The organism is Carboxydothermus islandicus (genome assembly GCF_001950325.1).
Lineage (GTDB): Bacteria > Bacillota > Z-2901 > Carboxydothermales > Carboxydothermaceae > Carboxydothermus > Carboxydothermus islandicus.
Map to the genome: position 1 here is coordinate 18,424 of NZ_BDJL01000030.1, position 18,545 is coordinate 36,968.

25 protein-coding genes are annotated in these 18,545 nt (G+C 39.4%); 4 read left to right on the forward strand and 21 right to left on the reverse strand.

The features are described 5' to 3' along the window. The 9 genes from fabD to pta all read right to left on the reverse strand — a co-directional run bounded on the left by fabD (position 1) and on the right by pta (position 7,511). Entirely contained in the window at positions 1–939 is a 939-nt protein-coding gene (gene fabD, locus ciss_RS04820; protein WP_075865165.1) for an ACP S-malonyltransferase, read from the reverse strand. Further along, on the reverse strand, positions 932–1,876 hold the full coding sequence (gene fabK, locus ciss_RS04825; protein WP_075865166.1) for an enoyl-[acyl-carrier-protein] reductase FabK: 945 nt from the start codon (positions 1,874–1,876) through the stop codon (positions 932–934). The genes fabD and fabK overlap by 8 nt, the downstream gene beginning before the upstream one ends. 12 nt (positions 1,877–1,888) lie before the next feature. Next, a complete protein-coding gene (locus ciss_RS04830) occupies positions 1,889–2,881 on the reverse strand; it encodes a beta-ketoacyl-ACP synthase III (protein WP_075865167.1) in 993 nt (330 codons plus the stop codon). After that, positions 2,865–3,851 (reverse strand): phosphate acyltransferase PlsX, encoded by a 987-nt coding sequence (gene plsX, locus ciss_RS04835; RefSeq protein WP_235837250.1) that lies wholly within the window; start codon positions 3,849–3,851, stop codon positions 2,865–2,867. The genes ciss_RS04830 and plsX overlap by 17 nt, the downstream gene beginning before the upstream one ends. 9 nt (positions 3,852–3,860) lie before the next feature. Beyond that, the gene (gene fapR, locus ciss_RS04840) at positions 3,861–4,421 is read right to left on the reverse strand and encodes a transcription factor FapR (RefSeq protein ID WP_075865168.1); all 561 of its coding nucleotides are present in this window, start codon (positions 4,419–4,421) and stop codon (positions 3,861–3,863) included. 102 nt (positions 4,422–4,523) lie between these two features. Then, entirely contained in the window at positions 4,524–4,700 is a 177-nt protein-coding gene (rpmF, locus tag ciss_RS04845) for a 50S ribosomal protein L32 (RefSeq protein ID WP_075865169.1), read from the reverse strand. 3 nt (positions 4,701–4,703) lie between these two features. Next, a complete protein-coding gene (locus ciss_RS04850) occupies positions 4,704–5,204 on the reverse strand; it encodes a YceD family protein (protein ID WP_075865170.1) in 501 nt (166 codons plus the stop codon). 60 nt (positions 5,205–5,264) lie between these two features. Further along, the gene (locus tag ciss_RS04855; protein ID WP_075865171.1) at positions 5,265–6,461 is read right to left on the reverse strand and encodes an acetate/propionate family kinase; all 1,197 of its coding nucleotides are present in this window, start codon (positions 6,459–6,461) and stop codon (positions 5,265–5,267) included. 45 nt (positions 6,462–6,506) lie between these two features. Beyond that, positions 6,507–7,511, reverse strand: a complete 1,005-nt coding sequence (gene pta, locus ciss_RS04860) for a phosphate acetyltransferase (protein WP_075865172.1) — start codon at positions 7,509–7,511, stop codon at positions 6,507–6,509. Positions 7,512–7,648: 137 nt separating this feature from the next. Here pta and spoVV point away from each other — a divergent pair, with 137 nt between their 5' ends. Continuing rightward, on the forward strand, positions 7,649–8,734 hold the full coding sequence (gene spoVV / locus ciss_RS04865) for a dipicolinic acid transporter SpoVV (protein ID WP_075865173.1): 1,086 nt from the start codon (positions 7,649–7,651) through the stop codon (positions 8,732–8,734). Here spoVV and ciss_RS04870 read toward each other — a convergent pair. The 4 genes from ciss_RS04870 to ciss_RS04885 all read right to left on the reverse strand — a co-directional run bounded on the left by ciss_RS04870 (position 8,724) and on the right by ciss_RS04885 (position 10,995). Next, entirely contained in the window at positions 8,724–9,164 is a 441-nt protein-coding gene (locus ciss_RS04870; RefSeq protein WP_075865174.1) for an ATP synthase subunit B family protein, read from the reverse strand. The two genes, spoVV and ciss_RS04870, sit on opposite strands and share 11 nt — an antisense overlap. A 3-nt stretch (positions 9,165–9,167) precedes the next feature. Continuing rightward, positions 9,168–9,656, reverse strand: coding sequence for a pantetheine-phosphate adenylyltransferase (coaD, locus tag ciss_RS04875; RefSeq protein ID WP_075865175.1), 489 nt, complete (start codon positions 9,654–9,656; stop codon positions 9,168–9,170). 1 nt (position 9,657) lies between these two features. Next, entirely contained in the window at positions 9,658–10,212 is a 555-nt protein-coding gene (rsmD, locus tag ciss_RS04880; protein ID WP_075865176.1) for a 16S rRNA (guanine(966)-N(2))-methyltransferase RsmD, read from the reverse strand. A 144-nt stretch (positions 10,213–10,356) separates the two neighbouring features. After that, positions 10,357–10,995, reverse strand: coding sequence for a YkgJ family cysteine cluster protein (locus ciss_RS04885; RefSeq protein WP_235837251.1), 639 nt, complete (start codon positions 10,993–10,995; stop codon positions 10,357–10,359). A gap of 81 nt (positions 10,996–11,076) precedes the next feature. On the opposite strand from ciss_RS04885, the gene gpr reads away from it, so the two are divergent. Continuing rightward, positions 11,077–12,051: a GPR endopeptidase gene (gpr, locus tag ciss_RS04890; protein ID WP_075865263.1), complete on the forward strand. Its 975-nt coding sequence runs from the start codon at positions 11,077–11,079 to the stop codon at positions 12,049–12,051. A gap of 40 nt (positions 12,052–12,091) precedes the next feature. Here gpr and ciss_RS04895 read toward each other — a convergent pair whose 3' ends face one another. From ciss_RS04895 to ciss_RS13290, 3 genes are all read right to left on the reverse strand, one after another. After that, positions 12,092–12,295 carry an alpha/beta-type small acid-soluble spore protein gene (locus ciss_RS04895; RefSeq protein ID WP_075865178.1) on the reverse strand — a complete coding sequence of 68 codons (204 nt, stop codon included), beginning with the start codon at positions 12,293–12,295 and terminating at the stop codon, positions 12,092–12,094. Positions 12,296–12,310: 15 nt separating this feature from the next. Then, on the reverse strand, positions 12,311–12,523 hold the full coding sequence (locus ciss_RS04900; protein WP_075865179.1) for an alpha/beta-type small acid-soluble spore protein: 213 nt from the start codon (positions 12,521–12,523) through the stop codon (positions 12,311–12,313). A 69-nt stretch (positions 12,524–12,592) separates the two neighbouring features. Then, positions 12,593–12,745, reverse strand: coding sequence for a hypothetical protein (locus ciss_RS13290; RefSeq protein WP_166503986.1), 153 nt, complete (start codon positions 12,743–12,745; stop codon positions 12,593–12,595). A 131-nt stretch (positions 12,746–12,876) separates the two neighbouring features. Here ciss_RS13290 and ciss_RS13675 point away from each other — a divergent pair, with 131 nt between their 5' ends. Further along, positions 12,877–13,005 (forward strand): hypothetical protein, encoded by a 129-nt coding sequence (locus ciss_RS13675; RefSeq protein WP_268874202.1) that lies wholly within the window; start codon positions 12,877–12,879, stop codon positions 13,003–13,005. A gap of 11 nt (positions 13,006–13,016) precedes the next feature. On the opposite strand, the gene recG is transcribed toward ciss_RS13675, so the two are convergent. Next, complete coding sequence (gene recG / locus ciss_RS04905) at positions 13,017–15,098, reverse strand: ATP-dependent DNA helicase RecG (RefSeq protein WP_268874204.1); 2,082 nt, start codon at positions 15,096–15,098, stop codon at positions 13,017–13,019. An 87-nt stretch (positions 15,099–15,185) separates the two neighbouring features. Here recG and rpmB point away from each other — a divergent pair, with 87 nt between their 5' ends. Further along, complete coding sequence (rpmB, locus tag ciss_RS04910; protein WP_075865181.1) at positions 15,186–15,374, forward strand: 50S ribosomal protein L28; 189 nt, start codon at positions 15,186–15,188, stop codon at positions 15,372–15,374. Positions 15,375–15,429: 55 nt separating this feature from the next. Here rpmB and hslO read toward each other — a convergent pair whose 3' ends face one another. From hslO to ciss_RS04930, 4 genes are read right to left on the reverse strand one after another with little or no spacing between them, the layout of a single operon-like run. Continuing rightward, positions 15,430–16,290 carry an Hsp33 family molecular chaperone HslO gene (gene hslO / locus ciss_RS04915; RefSeq protein ID WP_075865182.1) on the reverse strand — a complete coding sequence of 287 codons (861 nt, stop codon included), beginning with the start codon at positions 16,288–16,290 and terminating at the stop codon, positions 15,430–15,432. A gap of 5 nt (positions 16,291–16,295) precedes the next feature. After that, positions 16,296–16,841, reverse strand: a complete 546-nt coding sequence (gene yfcE / locus ciss_RS04920; protein ID WP_075865183.1) for a phosphodiesterase — start codon at positions 16,839–16,841, stop codon at positions 16,296–16,298. 15 nt (positions 16,842–16,856) lie between these two features. Continuing rightward, positions 16,857–17,315, reverse strand: a complete 459-nt coding sequence (gene ribH, locus ciss_RS04925; RefSeq protein WP_075865184.1) for a 6,7-dimethyl-8-ribityllumazine synthase — start codon at positions 17,313–17,315, stop codon at positions 16,857–16,859. 16 nt (positions 17,316–17,331) lie between these two features. Beyond that, positions 17,332–18,537, reverse strand: coding sequence for a bifunctional 3,4-dihydroxy-2-butanone-4-phosphate synthase/GTP cyclohydrolase II (locus ciss_RS04930; protein WP_075865185.1), 1,206 nt, complete (start codon positions 18,535–18,537; stop codon positions 17,332–17,334). Positions 18,538–18,545 lie beyond the last annotated feature (8 nt).

Genomic DNA, 18,545 nt, shown 5'->3' on the forward strand with positions numbered 1-18,545 from the left:
TTATCCAACCTCCCCGGGGTTATCAAGTAAAAACCGCAAACTTTCAAGATTATTTACACTGAAAGTAGCAACCGGGACAATTCGCTTAATTAAATTTGTTAACACCTTGCCAGGACCTATTTCAATAAATTTTGTAACTTCGGCCTTAGCCATTTCCAGGACCGACTGCTCCCATAAAACCGGAGACGCCATCTGCTTAGAAAGCAAATCCTTTATTTTCGTAGGGTCAGTTAAGATTTCAGCGGTAACATTACTGATAACCGGTGCTTTAGGAGGTAAAAATTCAACTTTTTCTAAGTGCTCTTGAAACTTTAACGCGGCAGCCCTCATCAGGGAAGAATGAAAAGGTGCTGAAACCGGAAGTTCTACGATCTTTCGAGCCCCCACTTCCTTTAAATGATTCAATGTAAGCTCTTTGATTTTACTTTCACCGGCCAATACGTATTGACCCCCGCCGTTAAAGTTCACGATTTCCATGATACCATATTCCTGGAGTTTTTTTACCGCAGACACAAGCTTTTCTTTTTCTACGCCCATAACCGCAAGCATTACCCCTTGCCCCAAAGGAACGGCTTCCTGCATCAGTTTCCCCCTGACATGTACCAGCCTAACTGCATCGGTAAAATTTATAACTCCCGCTGCGGTAAGGGCAGTAAACTCACCTAAACTGTGACCGCTATAAATTTCAGCTTTTATTCCCTTTTCTTCTAAAATTAAATACAGAGCATAGCTTAAAGTTAAGATTGCCGGCTGGGTGTTTGCAGTTTTATTAAGTTCCTCTTCGGGTCCTTCAAAAATAATTTTAGTCAGGTCATAACCTAAAATTTCATTGGCTAAATTGAAGTATTTTCGTACTATTGGTAATTCATCATATAAATCTTTGCCCATTCCAACATACTGGGATCCTTGACCGGGGAAAACAAAAGCAGTTTTACTCATTCAATTCCCTCGCAATCCTTTTCATTATTTCTTTCGCCTCAGAAATAATTTCTTCAATAATTTCCTTAATCGGCTTTATTTCTTTTATTAAACCGGCAATTTGTCCCGCCATCAGTGAACCTTCTTCAATATCCCCTTCCTGCATGCAGCGCCTTAAACTTCCAGCACCAAGTTTTTCAAGTTCCTCGGGAGGAGCACCCTTTTGTTCTAACTCCAAAAAACGCCGGGCAAGTTTATTTTTTATAACCCGCACAGGGTGTCCGGTCGAAGCCCCGGTGATAACCGTATCTCTGTCGCCGGCTTTAATTACCGCTTCTTTTACTGCAGGATGTATTTCCGTTTCTTGGGCACACAGAAAACGGGTTCCAATTTGTACCGCTTGGGCTCCCAAAGCTAAAGCAGCAACCAATCCCCTACCATCAGCAATTCCACCAGCTGCAACTACCGGAATCGAAACATTATCTACAACTTGCGGTACCAGGGCCATGGTAGTAAGTTCACCAATATGTCCCCCCGATTCATGGCCCTCAGCGATCACCGCATCTACTCCCGTTTTTTCCAGGCGTTTTGCTAATGCCACCGAAGCCACCACGGGGATTATTTTTATATTATTTTCTTTAAGTCTCTTAATATATTTGCCGGGATTGCCAGCACCGGTAGTTATCACCGGAACCCTTTCTTCAATGATTACTTCCATTACTTCATCTACATGGGGAGAAAGCAACATTACATTCACTCCAAAAGGTTTATCGGTAAGGCTTTTTACCTTCCGAACCTCCGCTAAAACCCATTCCGCCGGTGCATTACCCGCTCCTATAATCCCAAGGCCTCCCGCATTGGAAACCGCTGCTGCCAGGCGCGCGGTTGCTACCCAGGCCATCCCTCCCTGGATAATGGGATACTTTATTTTTAAAAGTTCCGTAATCTTAGTCTTCAATTTACCGCCCTCCTAATATTCCATAATTAAACCGCCCCAGGCAAGACCCGCTCCAAACCCATTAAGTAAGAGCTTATCACCTTTTTTTAGTTTTCCCGCATGAATAGCTTCAGCCAATGCTATGGGTATAGACGCCGCCGAGGTATTTCCGTAAAGTTCGATATTAATAAAGGTCTTTTCAATACCTAAAGACAAACGTTCCAAAGAGTTAACAATTATCCGACGATTGGCCTGGTGAAATAAATATAAATCAATATCATCCGGTTGTAAGTTGGCTTTTTTAAGTAAACCGTTTACCGACTCTTCAATTTTCTTTACCGCAAATTTAAAAACTTCACTCCCATTCATTTTAATAAAATGGAGCCTTTTTTCGACGGTCTCTATTGACGCAGGAAGTTTAGACCCTCCGGCAGGCAATTTTAATAAGTCAGCACCACTTCCGTCGGCTCCAAGTTCAAAGGCCAAAATCCCCGCTTTTTGCGGATTTACACCCAGTATCACAGCACCAGCACCATCACCAAATAAAACAGCGGTACTTCTATCCTGCCAGTCAACTATTGCTGAAAGCTTTTCTGCACCAACCACAAGTACCTTTTGCGGATATAGCACTTTAGTATATAAAGCTCCGGTAACCAAAGCATAAATAAACCCGGTACAACCAATAGACAAGTCGAACGCTCCGGCATTGATTGCCCCAATCTTTTCCTGCAACTGAGCCGCCGTGGCGGGAAAAATCATATCCGGAGTGGCGGTAGCCACAATAATTAAACCAATTTCCCCGGGTTTGATTTTGGCGCTCTGCATTGCCTTTTCTGCTGCATGATAAGCCATAGATAGAGTAGTTTCATCCTGGGAAGCGATACGCCTTTCTCTAATCCCGGTTCGGGTTACTATCCATTCATCGGTAGTATCTAATCTTGATTCAAGCTCTTTGTTCGTTAAAATCTTTTCCGGTACATAATACCCGGTTCCCAAAATTTCTATGCCTTCAATCCTCCCGGACATTAAAATCCCCCTTTATTAATTCAGTTATAAAACCGGATTGAACGGCTTTGGTCATTACTTTTAAACCATTGCGTACCGCCAGTCGGCGGGAGCGTCCGTGGGCAATAAAAACTATTCCGTTTACTCCCAAAAGCGGAGCACCACCATATTCCGCATAATCAAGACGCTTTTTTATTTTCTGTAAAGACTCTCTCAAGATTAATCCTCCAAGACTTCCCTTGAAGCCGGTAAAAACCTCATTTTTCAAAAGAACAAAAATACTTTCTGCAAGTCCCTCACCAGTTTTAAGAACGATATTACCAACAAAACCATCGGCAACAATTATGTCCGCCACACCTCTAAAAATGTCTTTTCCATCAATATTCCCTATAAAGCCAGAAATTTTTTCCTTTAAAATGGGATAGGTCTTTTTTATCAGGTCATTACCTTTTCCTTCTTCTTCTCCATTACTTAACAGTGCCACCCGGGGATTTTTTATTTGGTATGCAGTTTTTAAATAAACCTGGGCCATAACCGTAAATTGAAATAGGTTTTCAGGTTTGACGTCAACGTTGGCACCCGCATCAATTAAAAACGTCTGCCCGGTCAGTGTTGGTAATGGGGTAATAATTGCCGGTCGGTCAATTCCGTTAATCTTACCCAGGCATAGCACCGCCGAAGCCATCACCGCTCCGGTATTGCCGGCAGAGAAAAACCCCTGAGCTACCCCTTCCCTTACTAACTGAAGACCTTTCCATACTGAGCTTTCCTTTTTCTTTAACGCAACTGTAGGTTTTTCTTCCATCGTTACAACTTCGTCGGCATTTATTATTTCGATATATCCAAGGATTTTTCCTTTTTTTGTAAATTCTTTTTTTATTTCTTCTTCCCGTCCAACCAAGATAATTTTCTCGCCCGTTTCTTCAACAAAATCCTGAACCCCTAAAACTATTTCCCTGGGAGCATAATCGCCTCCCATGGCGTCCACCACTAACAAATCCTAACCCTCCCTTGAAATTTTGAAAACCACAAATCTCCCGACGTAAACAATTTCATTTTCTACATTGCCCGTAACTTTTATGTAATATTTACTTTGCTTTTTTTCTCGAACCATCGCCGTAGCAATAACCTTTTGACCCAAACATACCGGCTTTTTAAAGCTTACCCGGGCAATCCCGGTCAAGACATTTTTACCCGGACACAATGCCACCGCCAGAGAGTTTGCCTGGGCAAAGAGAAAGTGTCCACGAGCGATATTTCCATCCTTAAAGCACATTTCCGGTGTGATTTCCAGCATTGATGCCGCCTTTTCTCCCGGTTCCAATAAAATCAACCGCCCAATAATATCTTCTTTGGTGAGCGATGTTAAATTTTGATAAGCTCGTTGCGCCATCATTTCAATACGTTCCCGTTGCTCGGGGATGGCTAAAATCATCCGATCCAAACGGATAGTTTGTACACTTACCCCTAAAGTTGCTGCCAATTGTTCATCTGTTAAGAAGGGGTTTTTTTCAATTATTTCCAGTAATTTTTTTCTTCTTGCTTTCGGCGACTTGTTCATTTAACACCACCTTTTATTACCTGCTACTATATAATAGTTTAATTTATCCCCGATTTTCTTGCAAGCAAAAAAAAATCTCCAGTCATAACTGGAGATTTTTTACTACTCAATATTCACAACCTGCCGGCCATCATAATACCCGCAGTTTTTACACACCCGATGAGGTATCATTAATTGATGGCAGTGCGGACAGCTCACAAGTTTAGGAACAGCAATCTTCCACTGCGACCGCCGTTTATTTTTTCTTGCCTTTGATACCCGTCTCTTTGGTACTCCCATACCTTACACCCCCTTTTGCTTTTCTAAGAGCTGTTTTAGCGGCAACAGCCGAATATCGATTTCTTCCTGAGTACAACTGCATTCCCGCTCATTTAAATTTTCACCACAAATAGGGCACAGGCCTTTACAATTATGATGGCAAACAGGTTTTAACGGCAAATTTAATACCGTTTCTTCAAAAACAAGTTCATCAAGATTTATTTTAAAATCAACCAGAGCATAACTATCTTCATCGGCAACTAACTTATACAAACGTTCCACAAAAAGATCAACTTTAAGCTCAATATTGTTAAGACAAAGGCTACATTTGGTATGAACTACCCCGGTTATTTTACCTTTTAAGTAAAAACCATCATTGGTATTTTGCACGGTACCGGTAATTAAAAAAGGTTTCTCGCTGGTAAAATTTCCAAAGCTCTCTCCCAGCGCGTTAAGATTAATTTTTTCGGCAAACTCCAAAACGACATTTTTGTCATTTTTTATAGAAGTTAAATCTAAATACATCTTTTAAACCCCCAATAACAACTAACATTATAACCGGGGTAAAAAATACTGTCAACTATTTTACTTGTTACTTACCAGCTCAAGGGTTTCTTTAGCAATCATCAATTCTTCATTGGTTGGAATTACCAGGATTTTCACTTTCGAGTCCGGTGTAGAAATTAGTGTTTCTTTACCTCTTATTTTATTTTTTTCTTCATCAAGGATTGCCCCGAGGAACCCCAAATATTTGCAAACTTCCCTGCGCACAACCTCCGAATTTTCCCCCACACCCGCCGTAAATACTATGGCATCAACGCCATTCATGGCAGCGGCATAAGCCCCAATGTATTTTGCCACCTGGTAACAAAACATTTCAAGAGCAAGTTTAGCTTTGTCATCCCCGGCGGAAGCCCTTTCTTCAATATCTCTAAAGTCGCTGTAACCAGATATTCCTAAAACACCGCTCTTTTTATTTAAAATATCATTAACCTGAGCAGCCGACAATCCTTCCTTTTCCTGGATAAAGGTCACAATAGCTGGATCAATATTCCCCGAACGGGTTCCCATCATAAGACCCTCTAAAGGAGTAAAACCCATAGAAGTATCTACCGATTTCCCTTCTTTTACCGCCGCCACACTGGAACCATTTCCCAGGTGACAGGTAATTATTTTTAGTTCCCTTAAAGGCTTTCCAAGAATTTCCGAAGCCTTAAAGGCAACATACTTGTGAGAAGTTCCATGAAATCCATACCGTCTAATACCGTATTTTTCATACCAGTTATGCGGTACACCGTAAAGGTACGCTTTTTTAGGCATGGTCTGATGAAATGCCGTATCAAAAACACCCACCTGCGGCGTGTTAGGTAAAAGCTTCTGGCAAGCTTTAATTCCCAATACATTTGGAGGGTTGTGAAGTGGAGCTAATTGAACGCATTCTTCAACGGCATTAAGGACTTCTTCATCAATGATAACAGAACCGGAAAATCTTTCTCCACCATGTACAATTCTATGGCCAATCGCGGTAATTTCCTCCAAACTTTTTAAAATACCGTATTCTTCCCGAACTAATTCCTCCAAAACTGCATTAATAGCAACCTCATGATTGGCAAAAGGTTGTTCCTTTTTGACTTTTTCCCGTCCGGGTAGGTCAATAATCAAGCGAGAACCTTCTAAACCAATTCTTTCTACCAGGCCTTTTGCTAATACCGTTTCGCTCTCCATGTCCAGTAACTGGTATTTAAGGGATGAGCTACCGCAGTTTAGTACGAGTATTTTCACAAAATATGCCCCCTTTTAAGAAAATTTAAAAGCGCCAAAGGCGCCTTAAATTCCATAATACGATTGAACCGCCGTTATTGCTACTAAGTTTACAATTTCATCCACATTACATCCCCGGGACAAATCATTTACCGGTTTGGCCATACCCTGCAATATCGGTCCGATCGCTTCTCCTCCGGACATTCTCTGAGCAAGTTTATATCCTATGTTTCCCGACTGCAAATCAGGGAATATCAACACATTTGCTCTTCCGGCCACTTCACTTCCGGGAGCTTTTTGGGCACCTACCGCCGGGACAATTGCCGCATCTACCTGAAGTTCTCCTTCAATTTTTAAATCGGGTCGGAGACGATTGGCAATTCGCGCGGCTTCCCGTACTTTTTCCACCAACTCATGTTCGGCACTTCCTTTAGTTGAAAAAGAAAGCAGCCCCACATAAGGAGTTATTCCTAATAACTTTTGCGCTGTCATAGCTGACGCAATAGCAATTTCCGCTAACTGCTGGGGATTAGGATCGGGGTTAACAGCACAATCGGCAAAAAGCATTATTCCCTGCTCGCCAAATTGTGGATTAGGGATTACCATAATAAAAGCCCCGGAAACAACTGAAAACTCTGGCTTGGTCTTTATTATTTGTAAGGCTGGGCGCAAAACATTGGGAGTTGGACTTAAAGATCCTGCCACCAAACCATCGGCATCTTCTGCTTTAACCATAAGGGTAGCATAGTAAAGGGGATCATTTATTAGTTCATAAGCTTTTTCCAGGGTCATTCCCTTATTTTTTCTAAGTTCATATAAATGATTAGCATATCTATCCCGGTTATTATCTTTTAACGGATCAATAATAGTAACTCCATTAAGATCCACATTTAAATTTTTTGCTCTTTCGGCAATTTCTCTTTCGTTACCTAATAAAATTATTTTAGCTAATTGTTGACCGATAATTTCACCGGCAGCTTTAATAACACGATCATCTTTACTTTCGGGAAGTACTATTGTTCGTTTAAATTCTCGGGCTTTGCTTTTTACTTTTTCAATAAAATTTAACATAAAAAAGCCTCCCGACTTTTTTCAACATTATTTTTACCAATTTATTTATATCATACCCAATAAAGTTTTTCTATCCAGAATATTAAATTTTAAATTTTTTTATATTTCTTATATTTCAGACTTAGGAGTGAAGAGCATTGTGGTTATTATTAAGAAAAAACAAAGCCTGGTTATTAATTTTGTTTTTTCTTACTTGTATCTTAAACCCAATGGCAGTTTACAATGGGGCAAAGTCCGGAGTGGACCTATGGCTGCAAATAATCATTCCTACCCTACTTCCGTTTTTCATAATAGCTGAACTTTTAAATAAAAATGATGTCTTTCTAATAGTTGGATCCTTTTTTGAGTTTATTTTAAGACCTCTTTTTAACGTTCCGGGAGTTGCAGCCTTACCAATTGTTATGGGATTTATGTCCGGCTTCCCGGTAGGCAGTATTGTGGTTGCAAACCTAAGGGAGCAAAAGTTAATCACCCGGGAAGAAGGAGAAAGACTTTTAGCGTTCACCAATAACGTAAGTCCCCTCTTTCTTATTTCCACCGTAGGTATAACCTTATTTAACAATCCTCTTTACGGTTCATTTTTGTTAATCGGCCATTACGGCGCCAGTATAACAATAGGTTTGATTTTGGGAATTGTTGCACGCAAAAAAAGAAAAATAAGTAAATACCCAAAATTCGTAATCACAAATTCTTCTTCCAACCATCCTTTCGGCAAAACCCTACAGGAGGCCATCGAAACAGCTTTTTATAAAATATCTTTAGTCGGGGGTTTTATTATCTTTTTTGCTGTTGTAATATCGTTAGCCGAAAATACTTTTTTACCAGGTTCCGGAATAATGACAGCTCTTTTTGCCGGTTTCTTAGAAATTTCCAACGGAATAAAAAAAGTTGCGGAGTTAAACTTTACTCCGCTAACAAAGTTTATCTTAGCAAGTTTTATCTTAAGTTTTGGAGGAGTTTCAGTAATGGCCCAAATTACTGCCTTAATTTCCAAAACCGACTTAACGGCAAAGCTTTACTTAAAAACACGACCTCTGCACGGTCTATTAAGCACCGGAATTTCAACCCTGCTTTACTTTAAAGTTACCATGCCGGTTGCTACAGGACAAAATTCTCCAATTTTAAATTCCCCACAACTTTTTTCAATTTCAGTAGTTTTAGCTTTGGTATTTTATCTTTTCCTTCATTCTTTAAAAAAGCTTGCCAAAAAATTTATTTCTTAAGCTCCTCAAGCCCTTTTGTTATTTCCTGTAAAGCGGTATTTAAATTTAAAGATAGCTTTTCCAAAACCTCTATCGCATACTGTCGCGCCCCCTGTTTTAATTCAAGAGCTGTACTATTTGCTTTTGCAATAATCTCTTTTGCTCTTTCCTCGGCAATTTTTATCATTTCCGATTCGCTTAACCACTTTTCCCCTTGCTGCTTTGCTTTTTCCAATATCTCCTCCGCCTCTATTTTAGCTTTGTTTAAAAGATTTTCCCGGGCTTCAAGAATTCCCTTAGCTTTACTTATTTCATCCGGCAAGATACTCCTTATTTTATCTATAAACATCAGAATTTGTTCCTCATCCATTAAAACTTTTCCGGTTAAGGGAATTTTGGGACTATCAATTACTTTATCCTCAAACTCCTCTAATATTTTTAATATATCCATTCATTAACACCCTTCCTTCCGAAACTTTTCCCTTAATTTTAATTCGACATATTCAGGTACCAATCCTTTTAAACATCCTCCATACATAGCTACTTCCTTCACGGCACTTGAACTTATAAACGAGTATTCTGCTCTGGTCATTAAAAAAATAGTCTCAACCCTCGGTACTAATTTTTTATTGGTTAACGCCATCATAAATTCATTTTCAAAATCCGAAATAGCTCTAAGTCCCCGAATTATAACCTGAGCGTTTTTGGCTTTTAAATAATTAACCGTTAAGCCATCAAAACTATCGATTTCAATATTAGGATAAAATTTTAACGTTTCCCGCAACATATCCAAGCGTTCTTCCAGGGTAAATAAAGGTTTCTTCAATGGATTTTTGGCAATAGCAACAATCAAGCGGTCAAAAAGCTCGGCGGCTCTTTCAATAATATCCAAATGCCCATTGGTTATTGGATCAAAACTACCCGGATAAACTGCTATGCGCAAATCATTCTCCCCCTCGTTTTAATTGATAAAAACCTATTAACGTACTCCCGTAAACCGCTTCCCTTATTAACACCAGTTTTTCATGGCTAATATTTAAACCAATTTTTTTTGCCGTCTCAACCACGATAAGACCATTTTCCTTAAGCAACCCTAATTGCAAAATAGTCAATACCGCCCTTTCTTCAAAACCATGCCCGTAGGGCGGGTCCAAAAATATCAAATTAAACTTTTCATTAATTTTAGGTAAAACTTTAAAAATATCCCCTAAAACAGCTTTTGCCCGGTCCCCATAGCCTAAATTTTCAATATTTCGGCGCAAACAGCTAAAAGCTTCTCTATCGGCTTCAATAAAATAAGAAAACTTAGCCCCCCGACTTAATGCTTCCAATCCAAGGTTCCCCGTTCCAGCAAAGCCATCAAGGACCACCGCATCTATTACCCTATATCCTAAAATATTAAACATCGCTTCTTTAACCCGGTCCGAAGTTGGTCTGGTTTTTAAGCCTTTAGGTGCAATTAATTTTCTACCACGGGCTTCTCCTGTTATTATCCGCATTTTTTATCACCAGCAATGTATAATTTTAAAGTAAAGCGGAAATACTACCTAATGCTCCGGAAGAGAGCAAATTCTATACACCCTCCCCCATTTGCTCTTCCTCCGGTTTCTCCTCTCTTTGCTGGCGTAATGCCAGCATTTTTTTTAAAGGTACTGTAAAATATCTTTTATTTTTATTTCATAATTTTCTTTTTTCCAAAAAATATTCCTGGGATAATAACTTACATTTAGTTTTGGTTTTACTGCATGGGTCCAGTAAGGTGTTACACCAAACTCCCTCAAATATAATAAATATTCCCGGACCAAAGCATCCTCTCCTAAATTAACAACTGCCATACGTATTGTCTCCGTTTCCTCGGTAGTAGGAATACAATAAAAACTGCGGCAAACAAAAGGCCGAAAGGCATAAATTTCACATTTTCTATCTTCTTCATTTAAAAATACGCAAGCTCCATTTTCTCTTCTTTTTAAAATTATATCAATTTCCCAACCTTTAATAAATATTTCAGTATAATCCCGTAAAAAATGATAAAGGTCAATATTTTGTCCATTTTTTTTCCCTAATCCTTTTCGAAGCATAATAACATCAACATTGGTTAAGGGAATTCTTTCATAACAACATTTCACACAGTTAAGACAAGTTTTGGTTCCTGCTTCCCGGAAATATTCCCCTGCTTCCACAAGGTTTTCCACCGCTTTAAGATAGTCGTTAACCGTAGCATCGGGATCTATTTTTAAAGCGTACCCTCTTAAATTGGCAATAATTTTTGCGATAATTTCCACTTTTTGCAAGAGACTTTTCCTCCCTTATAAAATTTCTTCCTTTGACATACACTACTCGCTGAGGTGATAATTTTGGCAATCATGGAGCTTTTTAATACTTTAGGTGTAACAATTGACATGGCCGTTGAAGCCCACGAATTATTAAGAGGTGAAGCGGGAGTTGAAATTCCCGGAGTTAAAGTGGTTAAAGATAAAAAGGAAAACTATGAAATAACCAAAGTTGAAATTCTAAACGAGCAGGGTGCAGCTCACTTGCAAAAACCCATCGGAAATTATATTACAATTGATGCCCCGGTACTTCGAAGCCAGAACAAATCCGTCCAGAAAGAAATTATGTTAGCACTGGCAAATATTTTAAAAACAATGGTACCAGTAAATAATGAGCAACCCATTTTAATAGTAGGGCTTGGAAACTGGCACGCCACCCCCGACGCTTTGGGCCCAAAAGTGGTAGACTATATTTTCGTTACACGCCATTTGTTCAACTTAAAACATGAAACGCTGACCAAGGGTTTTAAAAATGTTGCAGCTATCTCCCCCGGAGTTTTGGGTATTACAGGAATTGAAACGGTAGAAATTATTCAAGGCGTTGTTGAAAAAATCAATCCTTCTTTTATAATTGCCGTAGATGCTTTAGCTGCCGCCAAGGTAGAAAGAATTTGTGCTTCTATTCAAATTGCCGATACAGGAATAAATCCCGGCTCAGGAATCGGGAACCAACGTCCAGGATTAAATCGTGAAGTTTTGGGAATTCCGGTAATCGCTGTTGGCTGCCCAACGGTGGTTAACGCAGCTATTATCGCCAAAAATACCCTCGAAATGTTTTTAGAGAAATTTAGTTCATCAAAACAATTTTACCAATTTTTAAAAGCCAAGCAAGCGGGTATAATTACCCTGGTCCGGGAAGTTTTAGAGCCATTTTCCAATAATCTAACGGTAACGCCAAAAGAAATTGATTTTTTACTGTTAAATCTTGCTAAGGTAATTGCCGGAGGCATCACCATGGCTTTGCACGAAAACGTCCAACCGGAAAATGTGGAAATGTACTTAAATTAAAGGGGCAGAAGGTCAACCCCCTCTGCCCCACGAAAGCTATTTAGACTTTTCCAGAAAGCTGTTGCTCCGCTTGCTGAATTAACTTTTTAACCATATTACCTCCTAATTTACCCCATTGCTTTGCCGGAATGTCGCCACCATATTGTCCCGGTTGAACGTTAACTCCAACTTCCCGGGCAGTTTCCCATTTTAATTGTTCTAATGCTTGCTTGGCTTGAGGTACTACTACTTCATTACGGGCCATTTTTATTCCTCCTTTTTAGGTAGTAGGATATTGACCACTTAACTGGGATTCCGCTTGCTGAATTAACTTTTTAACCATATTGCCCCCTAATTTACCCCATTGTTTTGCCGGAATGTCGCCACCATATTGTCCCGGTTGAATATTAAGCCCTACTTCCCGAGCAGTTTCCCACTTGAACTGCTCTAAAGCTTGTTTGGCCTGAGGTACTATAATTTCATTCCGAGGCACCTTTATCACCTCCTTTTTTAGATTGGTACTCTTATTTTTTCTCGGTTAATTTTTTTTATGCGAGTAAGATTAATCCTTAACTGGTATGTTACTTACATTTTCGTTATTTTTTGTTTTTAAAATAATTTTATTTACATCAACCCCGACTTCATTGGCCAACTCAAACATAAACTGCTGGTGTTCGGGAGTAAGTTGAAAATTCTTTTTAACCTTCTTCGGCATTTTTTCACCTCCTCTTTAAAATTATTTTTTATTTAGAACCAATGCTTTATAACAAAGGAACAAAATTTTTAGCAGTATTATTATTTGTAAATTTGGTAAAAATAAAAAAAAAATTTCGGGAGGAATAAAAAATGAAAGAAAAAAAGACATTTAACCTGTACCGCGACGTTTATTTACTGGATGACAAATTTTTTACTGAAGTTAACAGAAATGAAGAGAAGAAGAAAAACTTGGAGCAGGAAAAAAGGCAGACCAAGTAGCGGTCTGCCTTTTAATTTTTCTGAAACATGTTAATTTTATCCCCATATTTCTCCAAAGCAAGGGTAATAAGCGCACGATGATTTTCCTTATTGGTTAAGATCTCATCTGCTTCCTTTTTAGCTAAAAATAACAGGGCTTGATCGCGCACAATATCGGCAAGTTTAAATTCCCAGGCCCCTGACTGACGGGTTCCACTAAGCTCTCCCGGCCCTCTTAATTTTAAATCTTCCTCTGCAATTTTAAAGCCATCATTGTATTTTTCCATAATTTTCATCCGAAAAATGCCTTCCTGATTTTTGGGATTTCCCAAAAGAAAACAGTACGATTGATGCTCACCCCGGCCTACCCGACCGCGAATTTGATGAAGCTGGGCTAAACCAAAACGCCAGGCATCCTCTATAATAATAACATTGGCATTGGGAACATCAACTCCCACTTCAATTACCGTCGTCGAAACCAAGATTTGAATTTTATTTTTCCGGAAGTTTTCCATTACCTCTTCTTTTTTCGCAGGTTTTAACCTTCCGTGCATTAAACCCCACTTAAATTGGGGAAATTTTTTAGAAAGCTTTTCGTAAAGCTTAGTTACTGCCTCTACTTGAAGCTTTTCCGATTCTTCAACCAGGGGACAAACCACATACCCCTGGCGTCCTTCAGCAACTTGCTTTAATAAAAAGGCGTAGGCCTTACCTTTATCCTGAGAAGAAAGCCAATAGGTTTTAATCGGTTTTCTCCCCGCAGGTAAAGCATCAACAATAGAAATATCCAAATCACCGTACAAAGTTAAAGCAAGCGTACGGGGAATAGGAGTGGCCGACATAACTAACTGGTTAACGTATAACCCCTTATCCACAAGACTACTTCGTTGTTCCACTCCAAAGCGGTGCTGTTCATCGATCACCGCCAGCCCTAAATTATAAAAAATAACAGCTTCCTGAATCAACGCATGAGTTCCAATTATTACATCCGCATACCCATTTTTTATGGCAGCATAAACTGCTTCTTTCTTGCCCGGAGATAAACTCCCCGAAAGTAAAACCACCTTTATCCCGAGAGGAGCAAAAAGATGGTTTAAGTTCAAATAATGCTGTTCCGCTAAGATTTCAGTAGGAGCCATTAAAGCCCCTTGAAACCCCGCTTCCACTGCTTTAACCAGAGCAAGGGCAGCTAAAATAGTTTTACCGCTCCCCACATCTCCCTGAACCAAGCGATTCATTGGTTTTTTAGCAGCTAAATCTTCTTTTATTTCTCTCCAAACCTTCTCCTGGGCTGAAGTAAGTTTAAAAGGGAGTGAATCAATAAATTTTTTCTCTAACTCACCACTTCCTGCAATTACAATCCCGGGTTTTTTCTGATAATTTTCTTTATATAGTCCAATGGCCAGGAAAAATAAGAGAAATTCCTCAAAAACCATTCGGCGCCGGGCTATTTCTGACTGTTCGCTGCTTTCCGGAAAATGTAAATTCATTAAAGCTTGCTTAAGGTCTGGCAAACTATATTTCCTTAAAATCTCCTCCGGTAAAGGCTCGGTTATTTCCGTAAGATATTTGTCAAGGGCATTTTTAATTAACTGGCGAAATGTTTTAGGGGAAAGGTTTTCCGTTAACGGATAAATCGGTACTAAACGATTGGTATGGAGTAATTCTTTATCCCAAAATTCATACTCGTAAACATAAATATTGGTTTCGAAAAATCTCTTTTCAACTTTTCCGTAAAAATAAACTTTTTTTCCTTTAACAAAAACATTTTTTAAATAAGACTGGTTAAAAAAACAACCATAGGCGATACCGGAACCATCGTTAATCCCAACTTTTAATATTTTTAACTTGTCCCTGGGTATTACTTCTTTAACCTCAACGATTGTTCCTAATACCGTTGTCACTTCATCATTAATTAATTCGTTAATTTTTTTTAAAGAACTGCGGTCCTCATAACGTTTCGGAAAGTAGTAAATTAAATCTTTTACCGTCTCAATTTTTAACTTTTGCAAAAGTTTAGCTTTTTGTGGCCCTACGCCTTTTAAATACTGAACCGGAATATCCATAGCAAATCTCCTTATCATTACTCTTTGCGCTTTTTCTCTAGTGTTAATTTTCCATTGCCCCTTGCAAAACCTTTATCTTTTTGATATCTTTTACATGTATATATTTTAGCATAGAGAAAGCAGGAGGTGTATTTTATGGCCAAGGTTTGTGAAATCTGCGGGAAAGGCGTCGTTTACGGTCATCAAATCAGCCATTCGAATATTCATACTAAAAGAAAATGGCTTCCCAATTTACAAAGAGTACGAGCTGTTGTTAATGGGACCTCAAAAAGAATTACCGTTTGCACTACCTGCCTGAAATCAGGTAAAGTGCAAAGAGCATAAATAAAAGTCGTGCAAAAGCACGGCTTTTTTCTTAAAAAAAACACCATAATTGGCATTAGGTATTTTTTTCTTTATATTCCTTTATTTCTTTTCCTAAAAATGTGTATTTTTCTCTACAAAAATGACACACCGCTTCAATTTCTTCCTCATCGGTTATCTCAGAGTAAAGTCCAATTAAATGAGGTAAAAGCTTTTCTCTACTGCAATTGCATAAAAAACCAACCGGTTTTTTGACGTAAATTTCAATTTTATAAGGATTTACCACTTCCTGAATAATTTCTTCTATTTGTTTGCCTTGTTGCAGTTGATAAGTTAGAGACTGCTGTTTCCCTAAATTTTTCTCAAGAGTGCTAATTATTTCTTCCGGTGCTCCCGGAAGAATTTCAATTAAATATCCCCCAGCCCGGGCGACTGAACCATCGGGATTAATTAAAACTCCCAGGTTAAAAACATTGGGTCGTTGTTCCGAGTAATACAAATAGTAAGCCACATCTTCGGCAATTTCTCCGGACACTAATTGCACGGTACCGGTGTATGGTTCCTTTAATCCTAAATCCTTAGTTACGTATAAATGACCTTTGCCTACTCCTCGTCCCACATCAAGTTTGCTGGCATCGTTAAGTGGCAATTCAACTTCCGGATTAAGCAAGTAACCCCGAACCATACCATCATTCCCTGCGGAACATACTATCCCTCCTAAAGGTCCATCACCAAAAATTCTAAGGGTTAATAAATCACCGGAATTTTTTAAATCGGAAGCTAAAATAATAGTTGCCGTTAGAGCCCTTCCAAGAGCCGCTGTCGCCAGACGCGATAAATTATGCCGTTTTCTTGCTTCCTCAATGGTTTGCCTGCTGTTAACTCCCGTAAATCTTATAAACTCCTCGGCCATCCCTTTTACTAAGTAATCGCTCACTATTACTACTCCTTTCTTAAATCACCGCTGGTTTTTACAATATTGCCTGTAACAATATCGATTATTTTTATATCCCGGTCAATTATTGCAATTGTAGGTACAGGTTCAAAACCTTTAGGAAGGGATGGTGACCCTGGATTAACCAGTATGTAGTTCGGGAACTTTTCAATTTGCCAAACATGGGAATGTCCATGAATAACTATATCGGCAAGTTCCAAATATTTTTCTTTTAATTTCTCCAAATCATGAACCACCAGGAGCTTTTTCCCCCGATATTCGGTTAAGAAAAAAGGGGAAAAAAAGGGTATACCTAAGAATGTTTCATCTACTTCCGCATCGCAATTTCCCCGGGCAATATAAATTTTCTGTTTTATGCTTTTTAAATATTTTGCTAACCCGGCAGGATCGTAACCTTCCGGTAAGGGGTTTCTCGGTCCATGGTATAAGACATCCCCGGCGCAAAGGATAAATTCGGTGTCTTTAAGAAACTCGTAAGCTTTGATAAATCTTTGTAAACTTCCGTGAAGATCACTTATTACCCCAATTGCCAAACCAAACCCTCCAGTTTACATTTTCTTAAATAAATTGGCCATTTCAATAGCCGCCAAGGCTGCCTCCCAGCCCTTGTTCCCGGCTTTTGTACCAGCCCTTTCAATGGCTTGCTCGATGGTATCGGTAGTTAATACGCCAAAGATTACCGGCTTATTAACCTCCAAACCAACAGCAGCAATTCCCTTGGTTACTTCAGCCGCTACATAATCAAAATGAGGCGTTGCTCCGCGGATTACCGCGCCCAAGCATATAATTGCATCATAATCTTTGTGAGCAGCCCTTTTGGCAACTAAGGGTATTTCAAAAGCTCCAGGCACCCAGATCACATCAATATTGTTGTTTTCCACTTCATGCCGGGTCAAACAGTCTAAAGCTCCAGCTAAAAGCTTTTGGGTAATAAATTCATTAAACCGGCTAACAATTATTCCAATTTTTAATCCTTTCCCGTTAAGCTTTCCTTCAAATACCTGCATTTTTAATTCCCCTCCTTTAGTTTTCAGTTAGATTTAAGAGGTGTCCCAATTTCTTCTTTTTGGTAAGCAGATACTTTTTGTTTTCTTTTTTAGGTGGAATTTCTATCGGTACCCTCTCAACTATTTCCAAACCATAGCCTTCAAGCCCCTTTATTTTTTTCGGGTTATTGGTCAGCAGCCGGATTTTTTTGACTCCTAAATCGACTAAAATTTGCGCCCCAATTCCATAATCCCGTAAATCCGCAGGGAAACCTAATGCTTCATTGGCTTCCACAGTGTCTTTACCCATATCCTGCAAATGATAAGCCTTTATTTTATTTGCCAATCCAATACCCCGGCCCTCTTGACGCATATATAACAGCACTCCCCGTCCTTCTTTTTCAATCATCTTAAGAGCTGTTTGCAGCTGATCCCCACAATCGCACCGTAAACTTCCAAAAACATCACCGGTAAGACATTCAGAATGCACTCGCACTAAAACCGGTTCGCCATCGGCAACATTACCTTTCACTACCGCCAAGTGTGTTTGGTGGTCTAAAATACTTTCATAGGCAACAGCAACAAACTCCCCGTATTTTGTAGGAAGCATGGCAAAAGCTCCCCGTTCTACCAGCTTTTCGTTACGACGGCGGTATTGAATTAAGGAAGCAATAGTAATTATTTTTAAATTATGTTTCTTTGCAAATTCCAGCAAATCCGGTACTCTAGCCATCTGCCCATCGTCACGCATAATTTCACAAATAACTCCTGCAGGATATAATCCGGCCAGCCTTGCCAGATCCACAGCCGCTTCCGTATGTCCTGCCCGCCTTAATACCCCTCCTTCTTTTGCCCGCAGGGGAAAAACATGTCCCGGCCGGCGAAAATCCTCCGGACGCGCCTGCGGGTCTATTAATTTTAAGACTGTCTTTGCTCTTTCCGCTGCTGAAATACCGGTATGAGTGTCCACGGCATCAACCGAAACGGTAAAGGCTGTATGATGAGGATCAGTATTTTGCGTTACCATTATAGGAATTTCTAATTCATCCAAGCGCTTTCCTTCCATAGGAACACAGATAAGGCCTCTTCCGTATTTTGCCATGAAATTTATTATTTCCGGTGTTACCTTTTCCGCCGCACAAACTAAGTCTCCCTCATTTTCCCGGTCTTCATCATCCACCACTATTACCATTTTCCCCTGTTTTAAATCTTCTAAGGCCTCTTCAATGGTGTTAAAGCTCATTTATTTCT

Bases quoted from the DNA above. Each gene is read 5' to 3' on its own strand.
- fabD (WP_075865165.1), bottom strand. From the start codon at position 939: ATGAGTAAAACTGCTTTTGTTTTCCCCGGTCAAGGATCCCAGTATGTT.
- ciss_RS04830 (WP_075865167.1), bottom strand. From the start codon at position 2,881: ATGTCCGGGAGGATTGAAGGCATAGAAATTTTGGGAACCGGGTATTAT.
- fapR (WP_075865168.1), bottom strand. From the start codon at position 4,421: ATGAACAAGTCGCCGAAAGCAAGAAGAAAAAAATTACTGGAAATAATT.
- rpmF (WP_075865169.1), bottom strand. From the start codon at position 4,700: ATGGGAGTACCAAAGAGACGGGTATCAAAGGCAAGAAAAAATAAACGG.
- ciss_RS04850 (WP_075865170.1), bottom strand. From the start codon at position 5,204: ATGTATTTAGATTTAACTTCTATAAAAAATGACAAAAATGTCGTTTTG.
- pta (WP_075865172.1), bottom strand. From the start codon at position 7,511: ATGTTAAATTTTATTGAAAAAGTAAAAAGCAAAGCCCGAGAATTTAAA.
- ciss_RS04870 (WP_075865174.1), bottom strand. From the start codon at position 9,164: ATGGATATATTAAAAATATTAGAGGAGTTTGAGGATAAAGTAATTGAT.
- rsmD (WP_075865176.1), bottom strand. From the start codon at position 10,212: ATGCGGATAATAACAGGAGAAGCCCGTGGTAGAAAATTAATTGCACCT.
- gpr (WP_075865263.1), top strand. From the start codon at position 11,077: ATGGAGCTTTTTAATACTTTAGGTGTAACAATTGACATGGCCGTTGAA.
- ciss_RS04895 (WP_075865178.1), bottom strand. From the start codon at position 12,295: ATGGCCCGTAATGAAGTAGTAGTACCTCAAGCCAAGCAAGCATTAGAA.
- ciss_RS13290 (WP_166503986.1), bottom strand. From the start codon at position 12,745: ATGCCGAAGAAGGTTAAAAAGAATTTTCAACTTACTCCCGAACACCAG.
- ciss_RS13675 (WP_268874202.1), top strand. From the start codon at position 12,877: ATGAAAGAAAAAAAGACATTTAACCTGTACCGCGACGTTTATTTACTG.
- rpmB (WP_075865181.1), top strand. From the start codon at position 15,186: ATGGCCAAGGTTTGTGAAATCTGCGGGAAAGGCGTCGTTTACGGTCAT.
- ribH (WP_075865184.1), bottom strand. From the start codon at position 17,315: ATGCAGGTATTTGAAGGAAAGCTTAACGGGAAAGGATTAAAAATTGGA.
- ciss_RS04930 (WP_075865185.1), bottom strand. From the start codon at position 18,537: ATGAGCTTTAACACCATTGAAGAGGCCTTAGAAGATTTAAAACAGGGG.